15 protein-coding genes are annotated in these 15293 nt (G+C 63.0%); 5 read left to right on the top strand and 10 right to left on the bottom strand.

Annotated features, from left to right (window positions below; all coding sequences use genetic code 11):
• Nucleotides 1-33: 33 nt before the first annotated feature.
• Genes BG57_RS09165 through BG57_RS09150 form a run of 4 tightly spaced genes read right to left on the bottom strand, consistent with a single transcriptional unit; the run spans nucleotide 34 to nucleotide 5800 of the window.
• Nucleotides 34-849 carry an enoyl-CoA hydratase-related protein gene (locus BG57_RS09165; protein ID WP_035962488.1) on the bottom strand — a complete coding sequence of 272 codons (816 nt, stop codon included), beginning with the start codon at nucleotides 847-849 and terminating at the stop codon, nucleotides 34-36.
• On the bottom strand, nucleotides 846-2015 hold the full coding sequence (locus BG57_RS09160; protein WP_035962487.1) for a CaiB/BaiF CoA transferase family protein: 1170 nt from the start codon (nucleotides 2013-2015) through the stop codon (nucleotides 846-848). The genes BG57_RS09165 and BG57_RS09160 overlap by 4 nt, the downstream gene beginning before the upstream one ends.
• Nucleotides 2012-3751, bottom strand: coding sequence for a hydantoinase B/oxoprolinase family protein (locus BG57_RS09155; protein ID WP_035962485.1), 1740 nt, complete (start codon nucleotides 3749-3751; stop codon nucleotides 2012-2014). Before BG57_RS09155 ends, BG57_RS09160 begins: the two co-directional genes overlap by 4 nt.
• A gap of 3 nt (nucleotides 3752-3754) precedes the next feature.
• Nucleotides 3755-5800: a hydantoinase/oxoprolinase family protein gene (locus tag BG57_RS09150; RefSeq protein WP_035962714.1), complete on the bottom strand. Its 2046-nt coding sequence runs from the start codon at nucleotides 5798-5800 to the stop codon at nucleotides 3755-3757.
• A 161-nt stretch (nucleotides 5801-5961) separates the two neighbouring features.
• On the opposite strand from BG57_RS09150, the gene BG57_RS09145 reads away from it, so the two are divergent.
• Complete coding sequence (locus tag BG57_RS09145) at nucleotides 5962-6900, top strand: LysR family transcriptional regulator (protein ID WP_035962483.1); 939 nt, start codon at nucleotides 5962-5964, stop codon at nucleotides 6898-6900.
• 33 nt (nucleotides 6901-6933) lie between these two features.
• On the opposite strand, the gene BG57_RS09140 is transcribed toward BG57_RS09145, so the two are convergent.
• The 3 genes from BG57_RS09140 to BG57_RS32470 form a co-directional block, all read right to left on the bottom strand.
• The gene (locus tag BG57_RS09140; protein ID WP_052005683.1) at nucleotides 6934-7830 is read right to left on the bottom strand and encodes an ATP-grasp fold amidoligase family protein; all 897 of its coding nucleotides are present in this window, start codon (nucleotides 7828-7830) and stop codon (nucleotides 6934-6936) included.
• Nucleotides 7831-8230: 400 nt separating this feature from the next.
• A complete protein-coding gene (locus BG57_RS09135) occupies nucleotides 8231-8494 on the bottom strand; it encodes a hypothetical protein (RefSeq protein ID WP_035962481.1) in 264 nt (87 codons plus the stop codon).
• Nucleotides 8495-9053: 559 nt separating this feature from the next.
• Nucleotides 9054-9431 carry a hypothetical protein gene (locus tag BG57_RS32470; protein ID WP_152562550.1) on the bottom strand — a complete coding sequence of 126 codons (378 nt, stop codon included), beginning with the start codon at nucleotides 9429-9431 and terminating at the stop codon, nucleotides 9054-9056.
• A 483-nt stretch (nucleotides 9432-9914) separates the two neighbouring features.
• On the opposite strand from BG57_RS32470, the gene BG57_RS09130 reads away from it, so the two are divergent.
• Nucleotides 9915-11168 (top strand): glycosyltransferase family 4 protein, encoded by a 1254-nt coding sequence (locus BG57_RS09130; RefSeq protein WP_081850857.1) that lies wholly within the window; start codon nucleotides 9915-9917, stop codon nucleotides 11166-11168.
• Between the two features lie 4 nt (nucleotides 11169-11172).
• Here the strand turns inward: BG57_RS09130 and BG57_RS09125 are convergent, their stop codons facing one another.
• Nucleotides 11173-12282 carry a nucleoside hydrolase gene (locus BG57_RS09125; RefSeq protein WP_035962479.1) on the bottom strand — a complete coding sequence of 370 codons (1110 nt, stop codon included), beginning with the start codon at nucleotides 12280-12282 and terminating at the stop codon, nucleotides 11173-11175.
• A gap of 151 nt (nucleotides 12283-12433) precedes the next feature.
• Between BG57_RS09125 and BG57_RS09120 the strand changes: the two genes are divergently transcribed.
• Nucleotides 12434-12790, top strand: a complete 357-nt coding sequence (locus BG57_RS09120) for a CidA/LrgA family protein (protein ID WP_035962710.1) — start codon at nucleotides 12434-12436, stop codon at nucleotides 12788-12790.
• Entirely contained in the window at nucleotides 12787-13521 is a 735-nt protein-coding gene (locus tag BG57_RS09115) for an LrgB family protein (RefSeq protein ID WP_035962477.1), read from the top strand. Before BG57_RS09120 ends, BG57_RS09115 begins: the two co-directional genes overlap by 4 nt.
• A 12-nt stretch (nucleotides 13522-13533) precedes the next feature.
• On the opposite strand, the gene BG57_RS09110 is transcribed toward BG57_RS09115, so the two are convergent.
• Nucleotides 13534-14493, bottom strand: coding sequence for an alpha/beta fold hydrolase (locus tag BG57_RS09110; RefSeq protein ID WP_035962475.1), 960 nt, complete (start codon nucleotides 14491-14493; stop codon nucleotides 13534-13536).
• Between the two features lie 119 nt (nucleotides 14494-14612).
• On the opposite strand from BG57_RS09110, the gene BG57_RS09105 reads away from it, so the two are divergent.
• The gene (locus BG57_RS09105; protein ID WP_035962472.1) at nucleotides 14613-14816 is read left to right on the top strand and encodes a hypothetical protein; all 204 of its coding nucleotides are present in this window, start codon (nucleotides 14613-14615) and stop codon (nucleotides 14814-14816) included.
• A gap of 10 nt (nucleotides 14817-14826) precedes the next feature.
• Here BG57_RS09105 and BG57_RS09100 read toward each other — a convergent pair whose 3' ends face one another.
• On the bottom strand, nucleotides 14827-15252 hold the full coding sequence (locus BG57_RS09100) for a CBS domain-containing protein (protein WP_035962709.1): 426 nt from the start codon (nucleotides 15250-15252) through the stop codon (nucleotides 14827-14829).
• Between the last annotated feature and the right edge of the window lie 41 nt (nucleotides 15253-15293).

Below are 15293 nucleotides of genomic sequence, written 5' to 3'. Positions count from 1 at the left end.
CGCTTGCTGCGTGCTGCACGTGGACATCGGCGGTCAGCGGCCCTTGAACGCGGGCGTGCGCTTCTCGTTGTAGGCGCTGATGCCTTCCTGCCTGTCCGCCGTCGGAATCAGGCGGTTGTACGCCTCGATCTCGACATAGAGGCCCGTGCGCAGATCGCCCTGAATGCCGAGGTCGATGGCCTTCTTCGCCTGCGCGACGGACAGCGGCGCGCTCGTGCAGATGTCGCGTGCGGCTTCGATGGCATCGGCGAGCACGCGGCCGCGTTCGCACAGCCGGTTGACGACGCCCCACGCGAGCGCTTCATCGGCGGTAAAGCGCGCGCCGCGGAAGATCAGCTCTTTCGCGCGCCGCGTGCCGATGGTGCGCGGCAACTGCTGCGTGCCGCCGCCGCCCGGCATGATGCCGCGCTTGACTTCAGTGAAGCCGAAGACCGCATCCTTCGCGGCGTAGGCGAAGTCGCACGCGAGCAGCAGTTCCAGTCCGCCCGCCACCGCCGATCCGTTCGCCGCGCAAATCAGCGGCAGCGGGCAGTACGTGATAGCGCGGTTCATGCGCTCGAAGAGATAGTGCTGCACGCCGAAGTCTTCATCGGTCATGCCTTCGCGCTGCTTCAGGTCCGCGCCGCCGCAGAATGCGCGATCGCCCGCGCCCGTCAGGATCACGCAGCGATACAGCGACGGATCGGCCTCCAGCGCGCCGAACACGCGGATGATCTCGTGGCCCATCGCCGTGCTGATCGCATTCGATACGGCCGGACGGTTGAGCGTCACGACCAGAATCTGCTGATCGATTTCTTCGAGCTGCAGCGTTTCGAGCGGCGTATGGCCGAGTTGCTTTGCCAGTTTCAAGGTGTCTCCAATGGCGTCTTGGCCAGCAGATGATTGTGTTCGCCGAGCCGGGGCGTGCGTCCGATGTGCGCGGGCCGCGCGCCGCCGAACGAAATCGGCACGCCGACGACCGTTGCCGCGCCATCGTCGGTGGTCCGCAGCAGGTCGAGCGCCTTCGTCTGTTCGTGCGCGACGACCTGATCGATCGTCTGAAGGGGGCCGCTCGGAATGCCGGCGGCGTCTAGCGCGGCAAGCCAGTGCGCGCTGCCCGCCTTGCGGAACTCGGCGTGCAACAGGTCGATCAGCTCGACGCGATTCTGCACACGCGCGCCGTTGGTGGCGAAGCGCGTATCGGCGGCGAGCGCGGGGACGGCGAGCACGTCGCACAGCCGGCGGAACAGGCGGTCGTTGCCGGCTGCGACCATGATCGTGCCGTCCGCGCATTCGAACGCCTGATGCGGCACGATCGCGGCCGTGCCGGAGCCCCAGCGTCCCGGCAGCACGCCCGATGCGAGATAGTCGGCGATCTGGATGCCAGCCCAGCTGATCGCCGTCTCGTACAGCGATACCGAGACCACTTCGCCCTCGCCCGTGTGCTGCCGCCGGAACAGCGCGGCCAGTACGCCGATGGCGGCCCACAGTCCGGTGCCCATGTCGTTCACCGAAACGGGGATGCGGCTCGGCGGCTCGCCCGGCTGCCCGAGAAAGCTCATGAGGCCCGACAGCGCCTGCACGAGCGGATCGTAGCCGGGCTTGTCGCGCAGCGGCCCCGACGTCCCGAACGCGCCGAGATTGCAGTACACGAGCGACGGTTTCATGCGCAGCATCTCGTCGGCGCCGAGACTGTACTTCTCGGTGCCGCCCGCCTTCAGGTTTTGCAGCACGACATCGGCGCGGGTGCGGATGAGCGCGCGAAGCGCATCGGCTTCATCCGGGTTCGACAGCGACATCGCGATGCTCGACTTGCCGTGATTCACCGCATGAAAGAGCGCCGCCGCGCCGTCGATGAACGGCGGACCCCAGTCGCGCGCATAGTCGCCGCCGTCCGCGCTTTCGATCTTGATGACCGTCGCGCCGAGCGAGCCGAGGATCATGCCCGCATACGGCGCGGCGAGGCTGTGGCCGATCTCGACCACGCACACGCCTTCGAGCGGCAACGGCTTTGCCATGTCGTCGCGCGTGCTCATTCGGCGGTCACCGCGAGCGCGGGTTCGTCGTGCGCCACGGTCTCGCCGTAACCGTAAAAGCGGTGCGCGGCGTCTTCGCTGATATAGCCATCGGCGATATCGGCGGCCACGCGTTCACGTTCGCGCGTCGCGGGATCGCCATATCCGCCGCTGCCCGCGGGCTGGACCGTCACGCGATCGCCGCGATACACCACCGTCTGCCCGCCCTTCGCGGCCACTTTCTGTTCGCTGCCGTCCGCGCGCTGCACCGTGCACTGGAAGCGCGTGCCCGGCAATCCGCCGAAGTGGCCTTCGGGCGCGGAGCGGCCGCGTTCGCCGGATACCGTGAAGGTCGCTTCGTCGTATTCGATGCGATACACGCGCCGCGACGTGAGCCCGCCACGCCGGCGCCCCGCGCCGCCGCTATCGGTGACGAGCGACCATTCCTCGACGATGAGCGGCGAGGTCGCTTCGATCATCTCGATCGACTGACTGCCCGCATTGCCGACATACACGCGCACGCCGCTCACGCCGTCCTTCTCGGCGCGCGCGCCCATGCCGCCCGCGTGGACGTCGTGCATCGTGACGAAGGCCTGGCCCGTCTGCGCGACGCGCGCCGCGTCGGTATCGCGTCCGCTGAAGATGCCTGCGCACGACGCGCAGTTGCTCTGGCCCGTGATGCGTTCCGGCACGGCGGGCGCGAGCGCCTTCAGCAGCAGGTCGATCACGCGCGGCGAGGTCTCCGTATTGCCCGACACGACCGAGGCCGGGTACTGGCAATTCAGCACGCTGCCTTCGGGCGCGATGATGGTCACCGGGCGATAGCAGCCCTGGTTGATCTGGATCGCCGGATCGGTCAGCGCCTTCACGGTGAACCACGTGCTGTTGCAGGTCACGGAAAGCGGGCAATTAATGCCGCCGCGCACTTGCGGACCGGTGCCGGTGTAATCGAAGGTGATGTGATCGCCTTCGACCGTCACCTTCACCTTGAGGAGAGGCCGCTCCTGCTTCCAGCCGGGCGCTTCGATCGGATCGAGATACTCTTCCGCTTCGTAGACGCCGTCCGGAATGCGCGCGATCTCCGCGCGGATCAGCTTCTCCGAATGATCGAGGCTCTGGCTCATCACTTCGGCGAGCGCGTTCGCGCCATACTTCGCGACGAGTTCGCCGATGCGCCTGTCGCCGACGAAGGTGCCCGCATATTGCGCCTGAATGTCGAGCAGCAGCTCGTGCGCGTTGCGGCTGTTCTTCGTGAGCAGGTTCAGCATGTCCTTCACCGGCTCGTCGTTGCGATACAGCAGCACCGGCGGAATGCGGATGCCTTCCGCGAAGATGTCCCAGGTCGTGACGGTATAGCTGCCGGGCGACTGCCCGCCGATATCGGTCCAGTGGCCGCGCGTCATCACGAACGCGACGATCTTGCCGTCCGCGAACACAGGGCGCGTGAACTGCACGTCCGGCTGGTGGTTGCCGCCGCCGACATACGCGTCGTTGCTGACGATGACATCGCCGGGGCGCAGGTTCTCGCGGCCCACGGCTTCCACCGATACGCGCGTCGAGATGACGGCCGAGCCGAGCATCGTCGGGATGTCGTTGCCCTGAGCGACGAGCTGCATGTCGGCGTCGAAGATCGCGGCGGAGGAATCGCCGCTTGCGTGCATCAGCGGGCTGCCCGCGGTGCGCATCATCGCGATTTTCATTTCGCGCGCAACGGCGAAGAGACTGCTGCGGATGATTTCGTAGGTGACGATGTCCATGAATCAGGCTGCCAGTTCAATGACGAGGTTGAGATCACGATCGACGCGCGCGACGTGCGACGCTTTCAGCACCGCGCAACTGCTGTGCTCTTCGATCACGGCCGGCCCTTCGATCGCCGCGCCCACCGGAATCTCGGTGCGGGCGAACACGGGCAGCGTGCGGACGTTGCCGTCGAAGTACACGTCGCGCGTGCGGGTCGGTGCGGGCATCGCGCCGCCGTTGCGTTGCGCCGCGCTGCCGCGCCAGCCGGTCGACGTGACGAGTTGCAGCCGCACGTTCGCAACCACAACCGGCTTGTCCTTGCTGACGAAGTTCCATTGCCGCAGATGCGCCGCCTCGAAGTTCGCCGCGAGCGCATTGCACACGCCTTCGGCTCCGTCCTGCACTTCGACGGTGATGACATCGGGCTGGCCGGCATAGCGGCAATCCGCGAGACGCACGACCTTCACGCCTTCTGCATCGACGCCATGACGCTGGAGTTCTTCCATGCCTTGTGCGCGCAGATCGTCGAGCGCACGGTTCAGCGTGGCGTCGTCGATCTTGGCGAGATCGCTTTCGAGGGGACGCTGATAGTCGTACTGCTGATCGGCGACGGTCATGCCGAACGCGCTGAACAGTCCCGGCAGCGGCGGAATCACGACGCGGCGAATCCCCATCTCCTGCGCGAGATCGACTGCGTGGACCGGGCCCGCGCCGCCGTAGCAGATGTAGCTGAACTCGCGCGGATCGTAGCCGCGCTCGACGGTCATGATGCGAATGGCCTGCGCCATCAGCGCGTTCGCCACCGAGCGCACCACTTGCGCCGCTTCGGGCACGGAAAGACCGAGCGGCTTCGCGATCACCTCCTCGACGACACGCCACGCGGCCTTCGCATCGAGCTTGAATTCGCCGCCGAGGAAGCTGTCCGGATCGATATAGCCGAGGACGAGATTGCAGTCGGTGACGGTCGGGCGCGTGCCGCCGCGTCCGTAGCACGCGGGGCCGGGATCGGCACCCGCGCTTTCCGGTCCGATCCGCACGCCGCCGCCCGCATCGATCCACACGATGGAGCCGCCGCCCGCGCCGACTGAATCGATATCGATGCTCGGCGAGCGCACCGTGTACGTATGCAGCACGCTCTTGTTGCGCAGTTCGGGGCGGAAGTCGCGGATCAGCGAGACATCGAACGTAGTGCCGCCCATGTCGCCGAGAATCGCGTTCTTCAGTTCGCTCTTCTCGCAGTTGCGAATCGCCGCCGACACGCCGCCCGCCGGTCCTGATTCGAGCAGCACGATGGGCCGGTCCGCGACCATCGCCGGGCTCGCGAGGCCGCCGTTCGATTGCATGAACAGGAATTTGCCCGCGAAGCCCAGTTGCGCGAGCGCATTGATGAGCCGGCCGATATAGCGGCCGCAGACCGGGCCGAGCATCGCGTTGATGACGGTGGAGCTGGCGCGCTCGTACTCCATCGCTTCCGGATTGACTTCGTGCGATGCGCAGATGAAGCGGTCCGGCAACAGGCGGCGCAGCGCATCGACGGCCTCGCGTTCGTGCTGCGGATTCACGTGCGCGTGCAACAGGCAGACGGCGACGGCTTCGACGTCCGATTCGCGAATCTGCGCAGCGATGCTTTCGAGTTCCGCGTGATCGAGCGGCGTGGCGACGATGCCGTCATAACGCATGCGCTCGGTCACTTCGAGCCGCCAGCGGCGCTCGACGAGCGGGCGCGCGTTATCGAAGAGCAGATCGTAGAGGTCGGCGCGGTCGTGGCGCGAGACGCGGCGCAGTTCGAGGATGTCGCGGAAACCGTGCGTCGTGACGAGCGCGGTTTTGGCGCCGGTGCCTTCGACGACCATGTTGGTCGCCATCGTCGTGCCGTGTCCGAGGAACGATACGTCCGCGCTCGCCGTCCCCGACAGTTCGAGAATCTTGCGAAAGCCTTCCACGGTGCCGACGACGCGATCCTTCGGCGTCGTGGGAACCTTGGTCGACCAGATGCGGCCCGTTTCGTCATCCACCATGACGACGTCGGTGAAGGTGCCGCCGACATCGATACCGATTCGTTTCAATTGCGTCTCTCCATGTACGTTGTGCTGTTTGAGCGCCATGCGCGTTGCGGCTATGATCTGCCGCACTGAAGGCATCGGGCATCGACGGACTCAGTGTAGAGAGACATGGCCCGGCCAGATAATGAAACGTTCCGATCAGGTGAATCAGTGGAGTTATATCGGTGATAACCAGTATCGACGCGATCCTGCGGCGCTTGCGCGGGAACCATGTGGCGCTGTTGATCGCGCTCGACGATCACGGCTCGCTTCGCCGTGCGGCGCAGCAGGTCTCGCTTTCTCAGCCCGCGACGACGAAATCGCTGCGCGAAATCGAAGCGATGTTCGGCGCGGAACTGTTCGCGCGGTCGCCGCGCGGCATCGTCGCGAATGAGCTGGGGCGCTGCGTGATCCGCCATGCGCGTGCGGTGCGATCGGAGATCGGCGCATTGCGCGATGAACTCGCGGCGATCATGCGTGGCGGCGGCGGGACGCTTGCCATCGGCGCGGTCATGGGCAGCATGCCCGTGTGGCTGACGCCGATCCTGCGCTCATTGCGCGAGGTGCAGCCGGACATATCGGTGGAAGTGTGGGAGGACAACAGCGCGCGGCTTTTGTCGATGCTCGATCAGCGCCTGCTCGATCTGGTTATCGGCCGGCCGAGCATCAGCGTGCATCCCGATGCTTACGACTTCGTGCCGCTCGAAGCGGAGGAAGTGTGCTTTGTCGTGGACGGCGCGGACCCGCTTGCGAAGGTGGAGCGCATCGAGCTTGCCGATCTGACCGGCAATCCGTGGATCGTGCCGCAAGCCGCGCTGCCGATGCGCTCCTTGCTCGAACAACTCTTCGACGACAGGCAGTTGCCGTTTCCGCGCTATGCGATAGAAACGTCATCGACATTTGCGACCTTGTCGTTGCTGCGCTCGGGAAGCGGGACGGTCGGCCTCGTGCCGATGAAGGTGGCGCGCTACTTCGAGGAACACGGGCTGGTTGCCGTGCTGCCGATCATGATCGACCGGCGCGGGCCGCCGTATGGCATCGCGACCCGGCGGGGCGCGACGCTGCCGCAGCCGGTGCAAAGGTTCATCGATCTTTGTCTCGCGAAGCGTGATGCCGATGCTTGATGCTTGATGCCGATGCTTGATGCGCTAGCGTGATCACGCTTTCTCGGTGGCCCACTCCTGGCGGATCGTTTCGAGCATGCGGCCCCATTCGTAATCGACGCTATCGGGGGACATCCGCAACACGCCCGCGCCCGGCGTGAAAGTAAGCTCGCCGAAGTAAATGTGTTCTCTCAGCGAGTACAGATCGACGCGCACGTACTCGAAGTCTCTTGCTAGTTCACCGGCCGTCTTCAGCAACGCATCGAGATTCGCGGGACGCGGCACGGGTTTGTCGCTCGGCTTGTAATGGCCGAAGCGAATGTTCTGCAGGTTCCAGTTTGCATCGAAGGTGTCGCCGTGCGGCGTTTCGCCGAAGCGATCCGATATCACGAGGACGTAGATCGTCTGCTTGCCGGACTTCTCGTTGAAGACGTGGAACTTGAGATCGGGCGGAACGGTGCCGGTATCGTCGAGCAGCAGCTCTTCGAAGAAGATGCGCGGCTTGATCGCGCGATAGTGCCGCTCCCGCGCGATGCGATAAAAGTCCGTCGATAACCACGACTGCGCGAGTTGCGACAGTTCCTCGAAGGAGGTCGTCGATTTGTCGCGGACCACCTTGACGAAACCACTGCCGTGATTGGCCTTCATCACGAAGGCGTTAGGCAGTTCGTCGAAGACAGTCTTCGTGAAGACCGATGGGGCAGCGAGCAATGGAATCAGATATTGCGGGCCGATTTTTCTTGCGATGTAGTCGCGGACCGCGAGCTTGTCGCTCAAGTCGACATAGCGCGGATCGGGGTGCAGACAGCGCCGAAGGATCTGCTCGTTGAACGTCAGGGGACGCCGCAGATTCGGGAATCGCCCAATGCGCCTGCGATGAACGAAGCTCAGGAACACATCGTCCGGCAACCACACCTTTGCGCTGTCAAAGAGCCGTTTCGAAAGCGACATCCGGTATTCTCCGTGTGACTAATTTTGTAATCTTGGTCGTAGCTCAAGCCCCGTTTCGTTAGCGAGCGCCTGACGTCGTTCACCGGTGCGGTGGACTCGAAATCGTCCCAAGCCGCCGATGCCCCGACCGTGCGGCAACCAACAAAACGAAACCAAAAGACTTGCCTGCCGATTTTGCTTGTATTAAGCGGCTGGTAAAGCGCCGCTCCTCGTTGAACGAGCGTAGCAGACGCTTAGTGGGAACCGGAGCGCGTTTCCACACGCTGTGGGGCATATTTTCGTCTTGACGGTGCATTAGCAAGACAAATTCCCGGCGGATGTGCGGGTGCGCGGATGTGTCGGCTGTCGCGACGTTAGGGGTTCGAAAGGTTTAGCAAGAGCGGTGGCCGTGGGTGACCTGTTAGTCCGCCAGGTTGCTGAAGAGGTCGGGCGTGGCGTCGCTCGCGGGCTGCCTGCGCTGTAATGAGCCGCCGCGCGCTTGCTCGAGCATGTCCGGCGGCAACCACGTTTCTTCCATCTGAGCGATGCCGCGCTCGATCATCTGCTGCAGGAAAAACGACTGCTTGTGTCCCGTTACTTCTGCCAATAGCCGCAATCGCTGTTCGATCGCCGGCTCGACACGTACCGCGACCACCTTCAACTTGTTTTCGGCGGTCCTTCTCACGTTTGCTCCTTTTGCTGCCTTGTTAGTGCTACGGTTCGCGCCGGTTGGGACGCGGATGCAGCGGAGCTTCTACCATGAAGGTTTGGTGTGGGCAATGATTTTTTGGGCGGGGGTGGGGCTGTTCGCGTTCGGAGCGGCTTCTTGAGGTGCTTTTTGCAGCCCAGTTCGGCGATGCCGGGCGGTAAAGGCTTCGCAAATAAAGTAGTTCGTGAATCAAATACGCAAGATCGCTGGGGCATCGATGATCAGTCTAGTGACTCGATGGGATCGTCGGTCATCCCGTTTATTCGTTGCCGTTTTTCAGACGCGTTGCAGCGATGGCTGTCGTGTCAGCCGGTACCTTTGTCAGATTTTCGAGACCCTGACCGCCCTGCAAATGACGCGCAATTCTACGCAACCAGAACAGGCACAACAGGTTCGTCGCGTCATGCTCGACACACTCATGGTTTCACAGTGTGATCGTGCGCGTCACCGAACGAAAAGCGACACCCCCATGCAGAAGGTAGAACAAGTAGTGAAGCACCGTTGTACGAGACGCCAAGGCCGTGAGTACGTCGCGTTAATGCGCGGCCACCGCACGAAACGCGTTAAGACAGCCCACAGTCATGGCGTATCCACATGTGACTTGGCTACGATGGCTGATAAAGACGCCCGGGAGATAACGCACGTCGCTCGGATGCTTCTTCGGAACTGACCAACTGCCTTTTCGGCACACGGTCACGTTCTTCAGATATAGGTAGTACATCGTAATATCTGGTTTCGTGCTGACGAAGCGTCGTTTGGACGCTCCAGATTGCGGCCGATGCTTTTGCTCCCGTTGAGGAAGCCGCTCCGACACCGCCGCAAATTCGCTTGCCCAGGCGATAAATGCCACGACATCGTGCAGCGGATACACGCCGTCCCCCGACAGATCCGACCGTCCGACGACACCTACCATGAATCCGCCTCGACCCGGGGGTGTCAAAGAACTGGCAGCACGGCTGCAGCGTCTGCCGGCCCCGACCTCCCAACTGACGAATAGCGGTAGTCACCCCCGCATGTGAACCCTTCGTCGCAACTACACTCAAACGAGATTCATGACGTTTGGAAAAACCGCGAGAAGCACACGTAACTAATTCATTACGCCGGCACTAAGCCGGCAATATTTGCAGACGAATCGCGTCACTAATTCAAGCTGATTCACAAACGATCGAATCAAAGCTAGCATTGCATTTGCTTACGTTTCGCTTTGCGCCTTCTCAAGCATTTTGGCTTATCCTAAACTCCTGCTTACCGGCTGGAGCGATGCCGCAACTACGCTGTCATGTTGTGCTTCTAATCCGAGATGGCTGCAGCGGTGCACCCCTTGCCTTCTGGTAACTGTCTTCGGGCCGACAGCGAGGGTGCCTTATCGTAGGACGACGACACTACTTCAAACGCCGTGAAAATACTCATCGTCAACACGTTGTACTATCCGGACAAGATCGGCGGAGCTGAGGTATCGACGCAACTGCTCGCCGAGGGGCTCGTCAGGGCAGGCATGGACGTGTGCGTCGCCTGTGCAACGGGAACAGGCAACGATAGCGTCACCGAATTCAACGGGGTCAAGGTTTATCGTCTGCGCTCGGCCAACCTCTATTGGCCGCATGCGCCCAAGAAGCGCTCACGTGTCGCCAGGTTCATCTGGCATGCCATCGACGTCGTCAATGTCGTCATGTCGCGCAAGCTGCGCGAGATCATCGCGCGGGAAAAGCCGGACATCATTCATACGAGCAATCTCGCATGTCTGTCCGTCGACGTGTGGCGCGCTGCGCGTGCCGCCGGCGTGCCGATCGTTCATACCGCACGCGACTACTATCTGATGTGCCCGGCAACGACGATGTTCTCTGACGTCGAGCCCTGCAAACGGCAGTGCGGTTCCTGCGCGTTGTATTCCGCGCCGAAAAAGGCAGCGTCGACGCGCGTTCAGGTCGCCGTGGGCGTCAGCCGCTTCGTGCTGCAAAAGCATCTGAACAGCGGCTATTTTCCCGAAGCGACACGCACGGCGGTCATTAACAACTGCTATGTCCCGAGCCAGGACGCCGTTACGCACATGAAGCCACGCTACCAGGGCGGCCCTGTCCGTCTTGGCGTGCTTGGCCGCGTGGCGCGAGACAAAGGCTCGGAGGTCGTGCTCGAACAGCTCGCCGCCGACAACACGCTCGACTGGACGCTCGTCTTCGGCGGCAAGGGCGACCCGGATTACATCGACGGCCTCAAACGCAAATTCGACGACCCGCGCGTGCAGTTTCTCGGTCACGTGAAGCCCGAGGACTTTCTTCGCAGCATCGACATTCTGATCGTGCCGTCGATCTGGCATGAGCCGTTCGGCCGCGTGATCGTGGAAGCCTATTCGTATGGCTTGCCGGTCGTTGGTGCAAATCGCGGCGGCATTCCGGAAGTGATCGAGCCGCGCTCCAATCTCGTCTTCGACATGGAGCGTCCGCACACGCTGATCGAAAAGATTCGCGAAGCCATCGAGTTGCTGAAGGAACCGTCCGTGCACGACAGGCTGCGCAAGCACGCCGATACGTTCAGCCCCGACTCGATGGTCAACGCCTATCTCGACGTCTATCGCAGCGCGCTCGGCAACGCCATCAAAAGAACCGTCGAACCCGTCACGCCCGCGATAGCGCCGAAAGCCCGAATGGACTGAGCCGTTACTGGAACTTCACCGGCACCGGACTCGTTAGCAAGCCCACGTAGAAATCAAAGAAGCGGTCGTTGTCATACCGTGTCACGTAAGTGATCTTCTGCGGCGACGCGCCGGCTGCCGGCGCGTCGGGATACACACGCACATGCCCCTGATCTTCGCCGGGCGTCGTATCGATATCGAGGTAGGCGCTCTGCGTCTCTTTGGCATACGTGGGATCGAGAAAATATCCGATGGTCAGCGTGTCGTAGATATTCGTATTGCTCGCAAATGCGCCCGCATTCGCGATGGCATAAGCCTGCGTGACCGGCGTCTGTCCCGTCGGCGGATTGACGATCTGGTTATAAACGCTCTCCGTTAATGGAACCGTATTCGTTACATCGAGCGGAATAACCCGCTGCGGAATGGTGGTTTGCAACAGCGTGCGCACCGCCACCGGATCGAACCACCAGTTCAGTTCGCCCACTGCATTCGCATTGCCGGGCACGTTCATCGCGCCGCCCATATACACGATCTCCTTGATGAGCGGCACGATCTCCGGCGCTTTCTTCACGGCTGTCGCGAGATTCGTCGGCGGTCCGACTTCGATGATGGTCACCTGATTCGGATAGCGCTTGATCGTATCGATCATGAAATCGGCGGCGGCTTCGGCCTTGAGCGTCGTCGATTGCGCGAAGCCGTCGGGCGGCGCCGTCAATTGCGACGACTGCGTCGGCTCCGGACGCATCCACGCGCCGAAATAGCCATTCGGATTCGCGGCCTGCTGCGCGCGAATGCTCGCGACGTCGTATTGCAGCGGATAATTCGCGCCGGCATACACGCCGACCTTGTCCTGCACGCCCATGCGCTCGACGGCCTTCAGCGCATCGGCCTGTTCCTGCAGCAGCCAGTCGTTGCCGGTGACAACACAAAGTCCCAGCAGGTTGACCTTGCCCTGCCCCATCAACTGCGTCGTCATTGCAAAGAGCTGGCCGTCGTCGCCCATCGTGTTGAAGTCGGAATCGATGATGACCTTCGGTGCGTCGTTGTAAGCATCGTGATGATCCGAGCCGCCGCAGCCGGCGACGATGCCGGCCACCACGACTGTGACGAGTCCTGCTGCATTGCGAGGCGCCATCGTTGTCTCCTGAGTCGTTCGACTTATCGTGCGAATCGTGGCCGCCGATGTCAGCGGCTTCTTCATTCTAGGAGCATTCCGTGCAATCGTCGGCTGGACTATGATTGGCTCGCGCGGCTTGCCGCTCGGAACAATGAACACAGGACTTGCGATGCTTCTCTCACTGACCGTGCTGCTGCTCTTCCAATGTCTTGGCGAGGGTCTTTCGTATCTCTTCCGGCTTCCAGTGCCCGGCCCGGTCGTCGGCATGTTGCTGCTGCTCGTATTTCTGATGGCGCGTCCGCGCGCCGCCGATGCGATCGAACCGACCGCGAACGAATTGCTGCGCCATCTCTCGTTGCTGTTCGTGCCGGCAGGCGTCGGCATCATGGTGTCGGCGAGCGCGTTGCGCGGCAATCTTCTTGCGATCGTGCTCGCGATCATCGTCAGCACGACGCTCGGCATCGCCGTGACCGCGCTCGTCATGCGCGCGCTGATGCAGCGTTATCGTGAAGGGAGCGCGAGATGACAGCGTTTCCGCAAATCAATGCGATATGGGTCTATCTCGCCGCATCGCCGCTGCTTGGGTTGACGATCACGCTTTTCGCGTATCTCATCGCGCAGTGGATCTACGCGCGCTGCCAGTTCAATCCGCTGGCGAACCCGGTGTTGATCGCGGTCGCCATTCTGGTGGCCGTCTTGCAGATCAGCCGCACGCCGTATCCGACTTACTTTGAAGGCGCACAGTTCGTGCACTTTCTGCTGGGACCCGCAACGGTCGCACTGGCTCTGCCGCTTTATCGGCAACTGGGGAATCTGCGCAAGCTCGCCGCGCCATTGATCGTGGCGCTCGTTGCCGGGTCGATGACGGCGATCGTGTCCGCTGTCGCGATCGCATCGTGGCTCGGCGCATCGAAGCAGACGATCGCCTCGCTTGCGCCGAAGTCCGCGACGACGCCTATCGCGATGGCCGTCGCCACGTCCATCGGCGGCATTCCATCGTTGACCGCGGTGCTCGTGATATCGACCGGCATCTTCGGCGCGGCATTCGCACGCGTGATCCTCAACGCGTTGCGTGTGACAGAACCGGAAGCGCGCGGCTTCGCGCTCGGCGTGGCATCACACGGCATCGGCACGGCGCGGGCGTTTCAGGTCAGTCAGCAAATGGGCGCGTTCGCCGGCCTCGGCATGGGGCTGAACGGGATACTGACGTCGATACTCGTGCCGCTCGTCGTGCCGATGCTCACGGCCTGGCTCTGAGCGGCTCGCGCATCACTCGATCGCCATTGCTTCGACCGCATCGCCGATGCGGCCGGCATCGTCGTAATGAACCATGTGTCCGCCATGCCGGATCACCGATAGCACGCTCTGCGGAATGTCCCGCGCAAGACGGCTGGAATGCGCTTGCGGATCGACCACGACATCGTCTTCGCCCGCGAAAATGCGCACGGGGATATCCACCTCTCGATAGTGCTTTGACAACTCGCTCGCCGCCGGCACCATGCACGCCGCATCTTCGCCGATGGCCCGCATCTGCGACGGGCGAAGCACGATCTGGCGCTGCACGTAATGACCGAACTCGGGCGGCACGTCGGAGGGCGCGAACATCGCACGCACGTTCTGGTCGAGCAACAGGCGTCCCATGACGGGCGACACGGTATAGCGAATGACGTCGCCGACCACTGGAATCGCAGCGGGCGCGGTGAGCAGAACGTCGTATCGCGCGGTCGGATAGTAATAGCCCGAGATGAGCGTCAACCCGCGAATGTCGATGCGCGGCTCGATGGCCATTGCCAGTGCGATGAGGCAGCCGAGCGATTGCCCGACCACGACCGCGCTCGTCAGACCCATGCGCCTGAGCGCGTGTTGAAAGAGCGCGGCCTGCTCCTGCGGCGTCCAGACGCGATCGCGCGGGCGCGTGCTGAAGCCGAAGCCCGGACGATCGAACGCAATCACCCGATGACGCTTCGACAGGCGCGCCACCAGCCCGCTTGCGATGAAGTCCTGCAGCGTGACGAGATTGCCGTGCACGAGCAGCACCGTGGGGCCTTCGCCTTCATCGATGTAATGAAGGCGGACGCCGTCGACGTCGATGAACTGACCGATGGGCGGATGCTCCCGTTCGGCGCGTCGTCCACGCCACGCGGCCCACGCCGCAATGCCGACGGATGCGGCCGCGATGCCGGCGAGAAGTGAGGGCGATGAGGAAGCGCTGGATCGTGATGGACGCATAGTGGAGAGATAGAAGGCGGAGGACGAGCCAGCGAAGCAAGCAGCCGGCGTGCCACGCATCGGAACATCGCTTGCTCGATGAGGCTAGGCACATTGCTCACACTGACGAGGCACGCGCGATGAACCAGCAAGATCACATCGAAGGTCAACCGGTTCCCGGCCATACCGAGAACATCCCGACCAATCCAGCGGACGCGCCGCCACGCGGCCCGACCGAGGACCGCGCGCCTGACGCGACGCCCGACGACAAGCCCGGCACGCCGCCCGGCACGCAAAGCGAGAGCGACCGCCTGAAGACGCCCGAGGACGGCAATCCGGTCTGACTTGCGCGTGCTACCGGTCGGGCACGGACGGCGTGGAGATCGCCTGTATCGTCGATGACACTTCGCCGTCTGAGTAGACCGCGATATCGCCCAGCGCGAGCATGCCGACGAGTTTCCCCTCGCTGTCCACGACAGGCATGCGCCGGATCTGCAACTGCTCCATCCTCTGCATGGCGGACTCGATCTCGTCGGTCTCCCGGCACCACTCCACCGGCTCGCTCGCGATTTCCTGCACCGTGCACGACGCGTCCTTGCCCGCCGATACCGCACGCACGACGATATCGCGGTCCGTGATGAGCGCCTTGAGCCGCTCGCCCTCGCATACCGGCAGCGCACCGACGTTGAGTTCGTCCATCAGTTCGGCCGCGCGGCGAATGGTGTCGCTCGGCGCGATGCTTTGCACGCCGCGTGTCATTACTTCAGCAACCTGGGTCATGACGTCCTCCGTTGAATCGTGGATGGACATCGAATGAGCAT

It is taken from the genome of Caballeronia grimmiae (genome assembly GCF_000698555.1).
Taxonomy (GTDB): domain Bacteria; phylum Pseudomonadota; class Gammaproteobacteria; order Burkholderiales; family Burkholderiaceae; genus Caballeronia; species Caballeronia grimmiae.
This window is presented reverse-complemented; position numbering and strand designations above follow the sequence as displayed.

Excerpts from the sequence above, each read along its gene's own strand:
- BG57_RS09100 (WP_035962709.1), bottom strand. The coding sequence starts at position 15,252 with ATGACCCAGGTTGCTGAAGTAATGACACGCGGCGTGCAAAGCATCGCG.
- BG57_RS32470 (WP_152562550.1), bottom strand. The coding sequence starts at position 9,431 with ATGGTAGGTGTCGTCGGACGGTCGGATCTGTCGGGGGACGGCGTGTAT.
- BG57_RS09105 (WP_035962472.1), top strand. The coding sequence starts at position 14,613 with ATGAACCAGCAAGATCACATCGAAGGTCAACCGGTTCCCGGCCATACC.
- BG57_RS09140 (WP_052005683.1), bottom strand. The coding sequence starts at position 7,830 with ATGTCGCTTTCGAAACGGCTCTTTGACAGCGCAAAGGTGTGGTTGCCG.
- BG57_RS09115 (WP_035962477.1), top strand. The coding sequence starts at position 12,787 with ATGACAGCGTTTCCGCAAATCAATGCGATATGGGTCTATCTCGCCGCA.
- BG57_RS09155 (WP_035962485.1), bottom strand. The coding sequence starts at position 3,751 with ATGGACATCGTCACCTACGAAATCATCCGCAGCAGTCTCTTCGCCGTT.
- BG57_RS09110 (WP_035962475.1), bottom strand. The coding sequence starts at position 14,493 with ATGCGTCCATCACGATCCAGCGCTTCCTCATCGCCCTCACTTCTCGCC.
- BG57_RS09120 (WP_035962710.1), top strand. The coding sequence starts at position 12,434 with ATGCTTCTCTCACTGACCGTGCTGCTGCTCTTCCAATGTCTTGGCGAG.
- BG57_RS09160 (WP_035962487.1), bottom strand. The coding sequence starts at position 2,015 with ATGAGCACGCGCGACGACATGGCAAAGCCGTTGCCGCTCGAAGGCGTG.
- BG57_RS09125 (WP_035962479.1), bottom strand. The coding sequence starts at position 12,282 with ATGGCGCCTCGCAATGCAGCAGGACTCGTCACAGTCGTGGTGGCCGGC.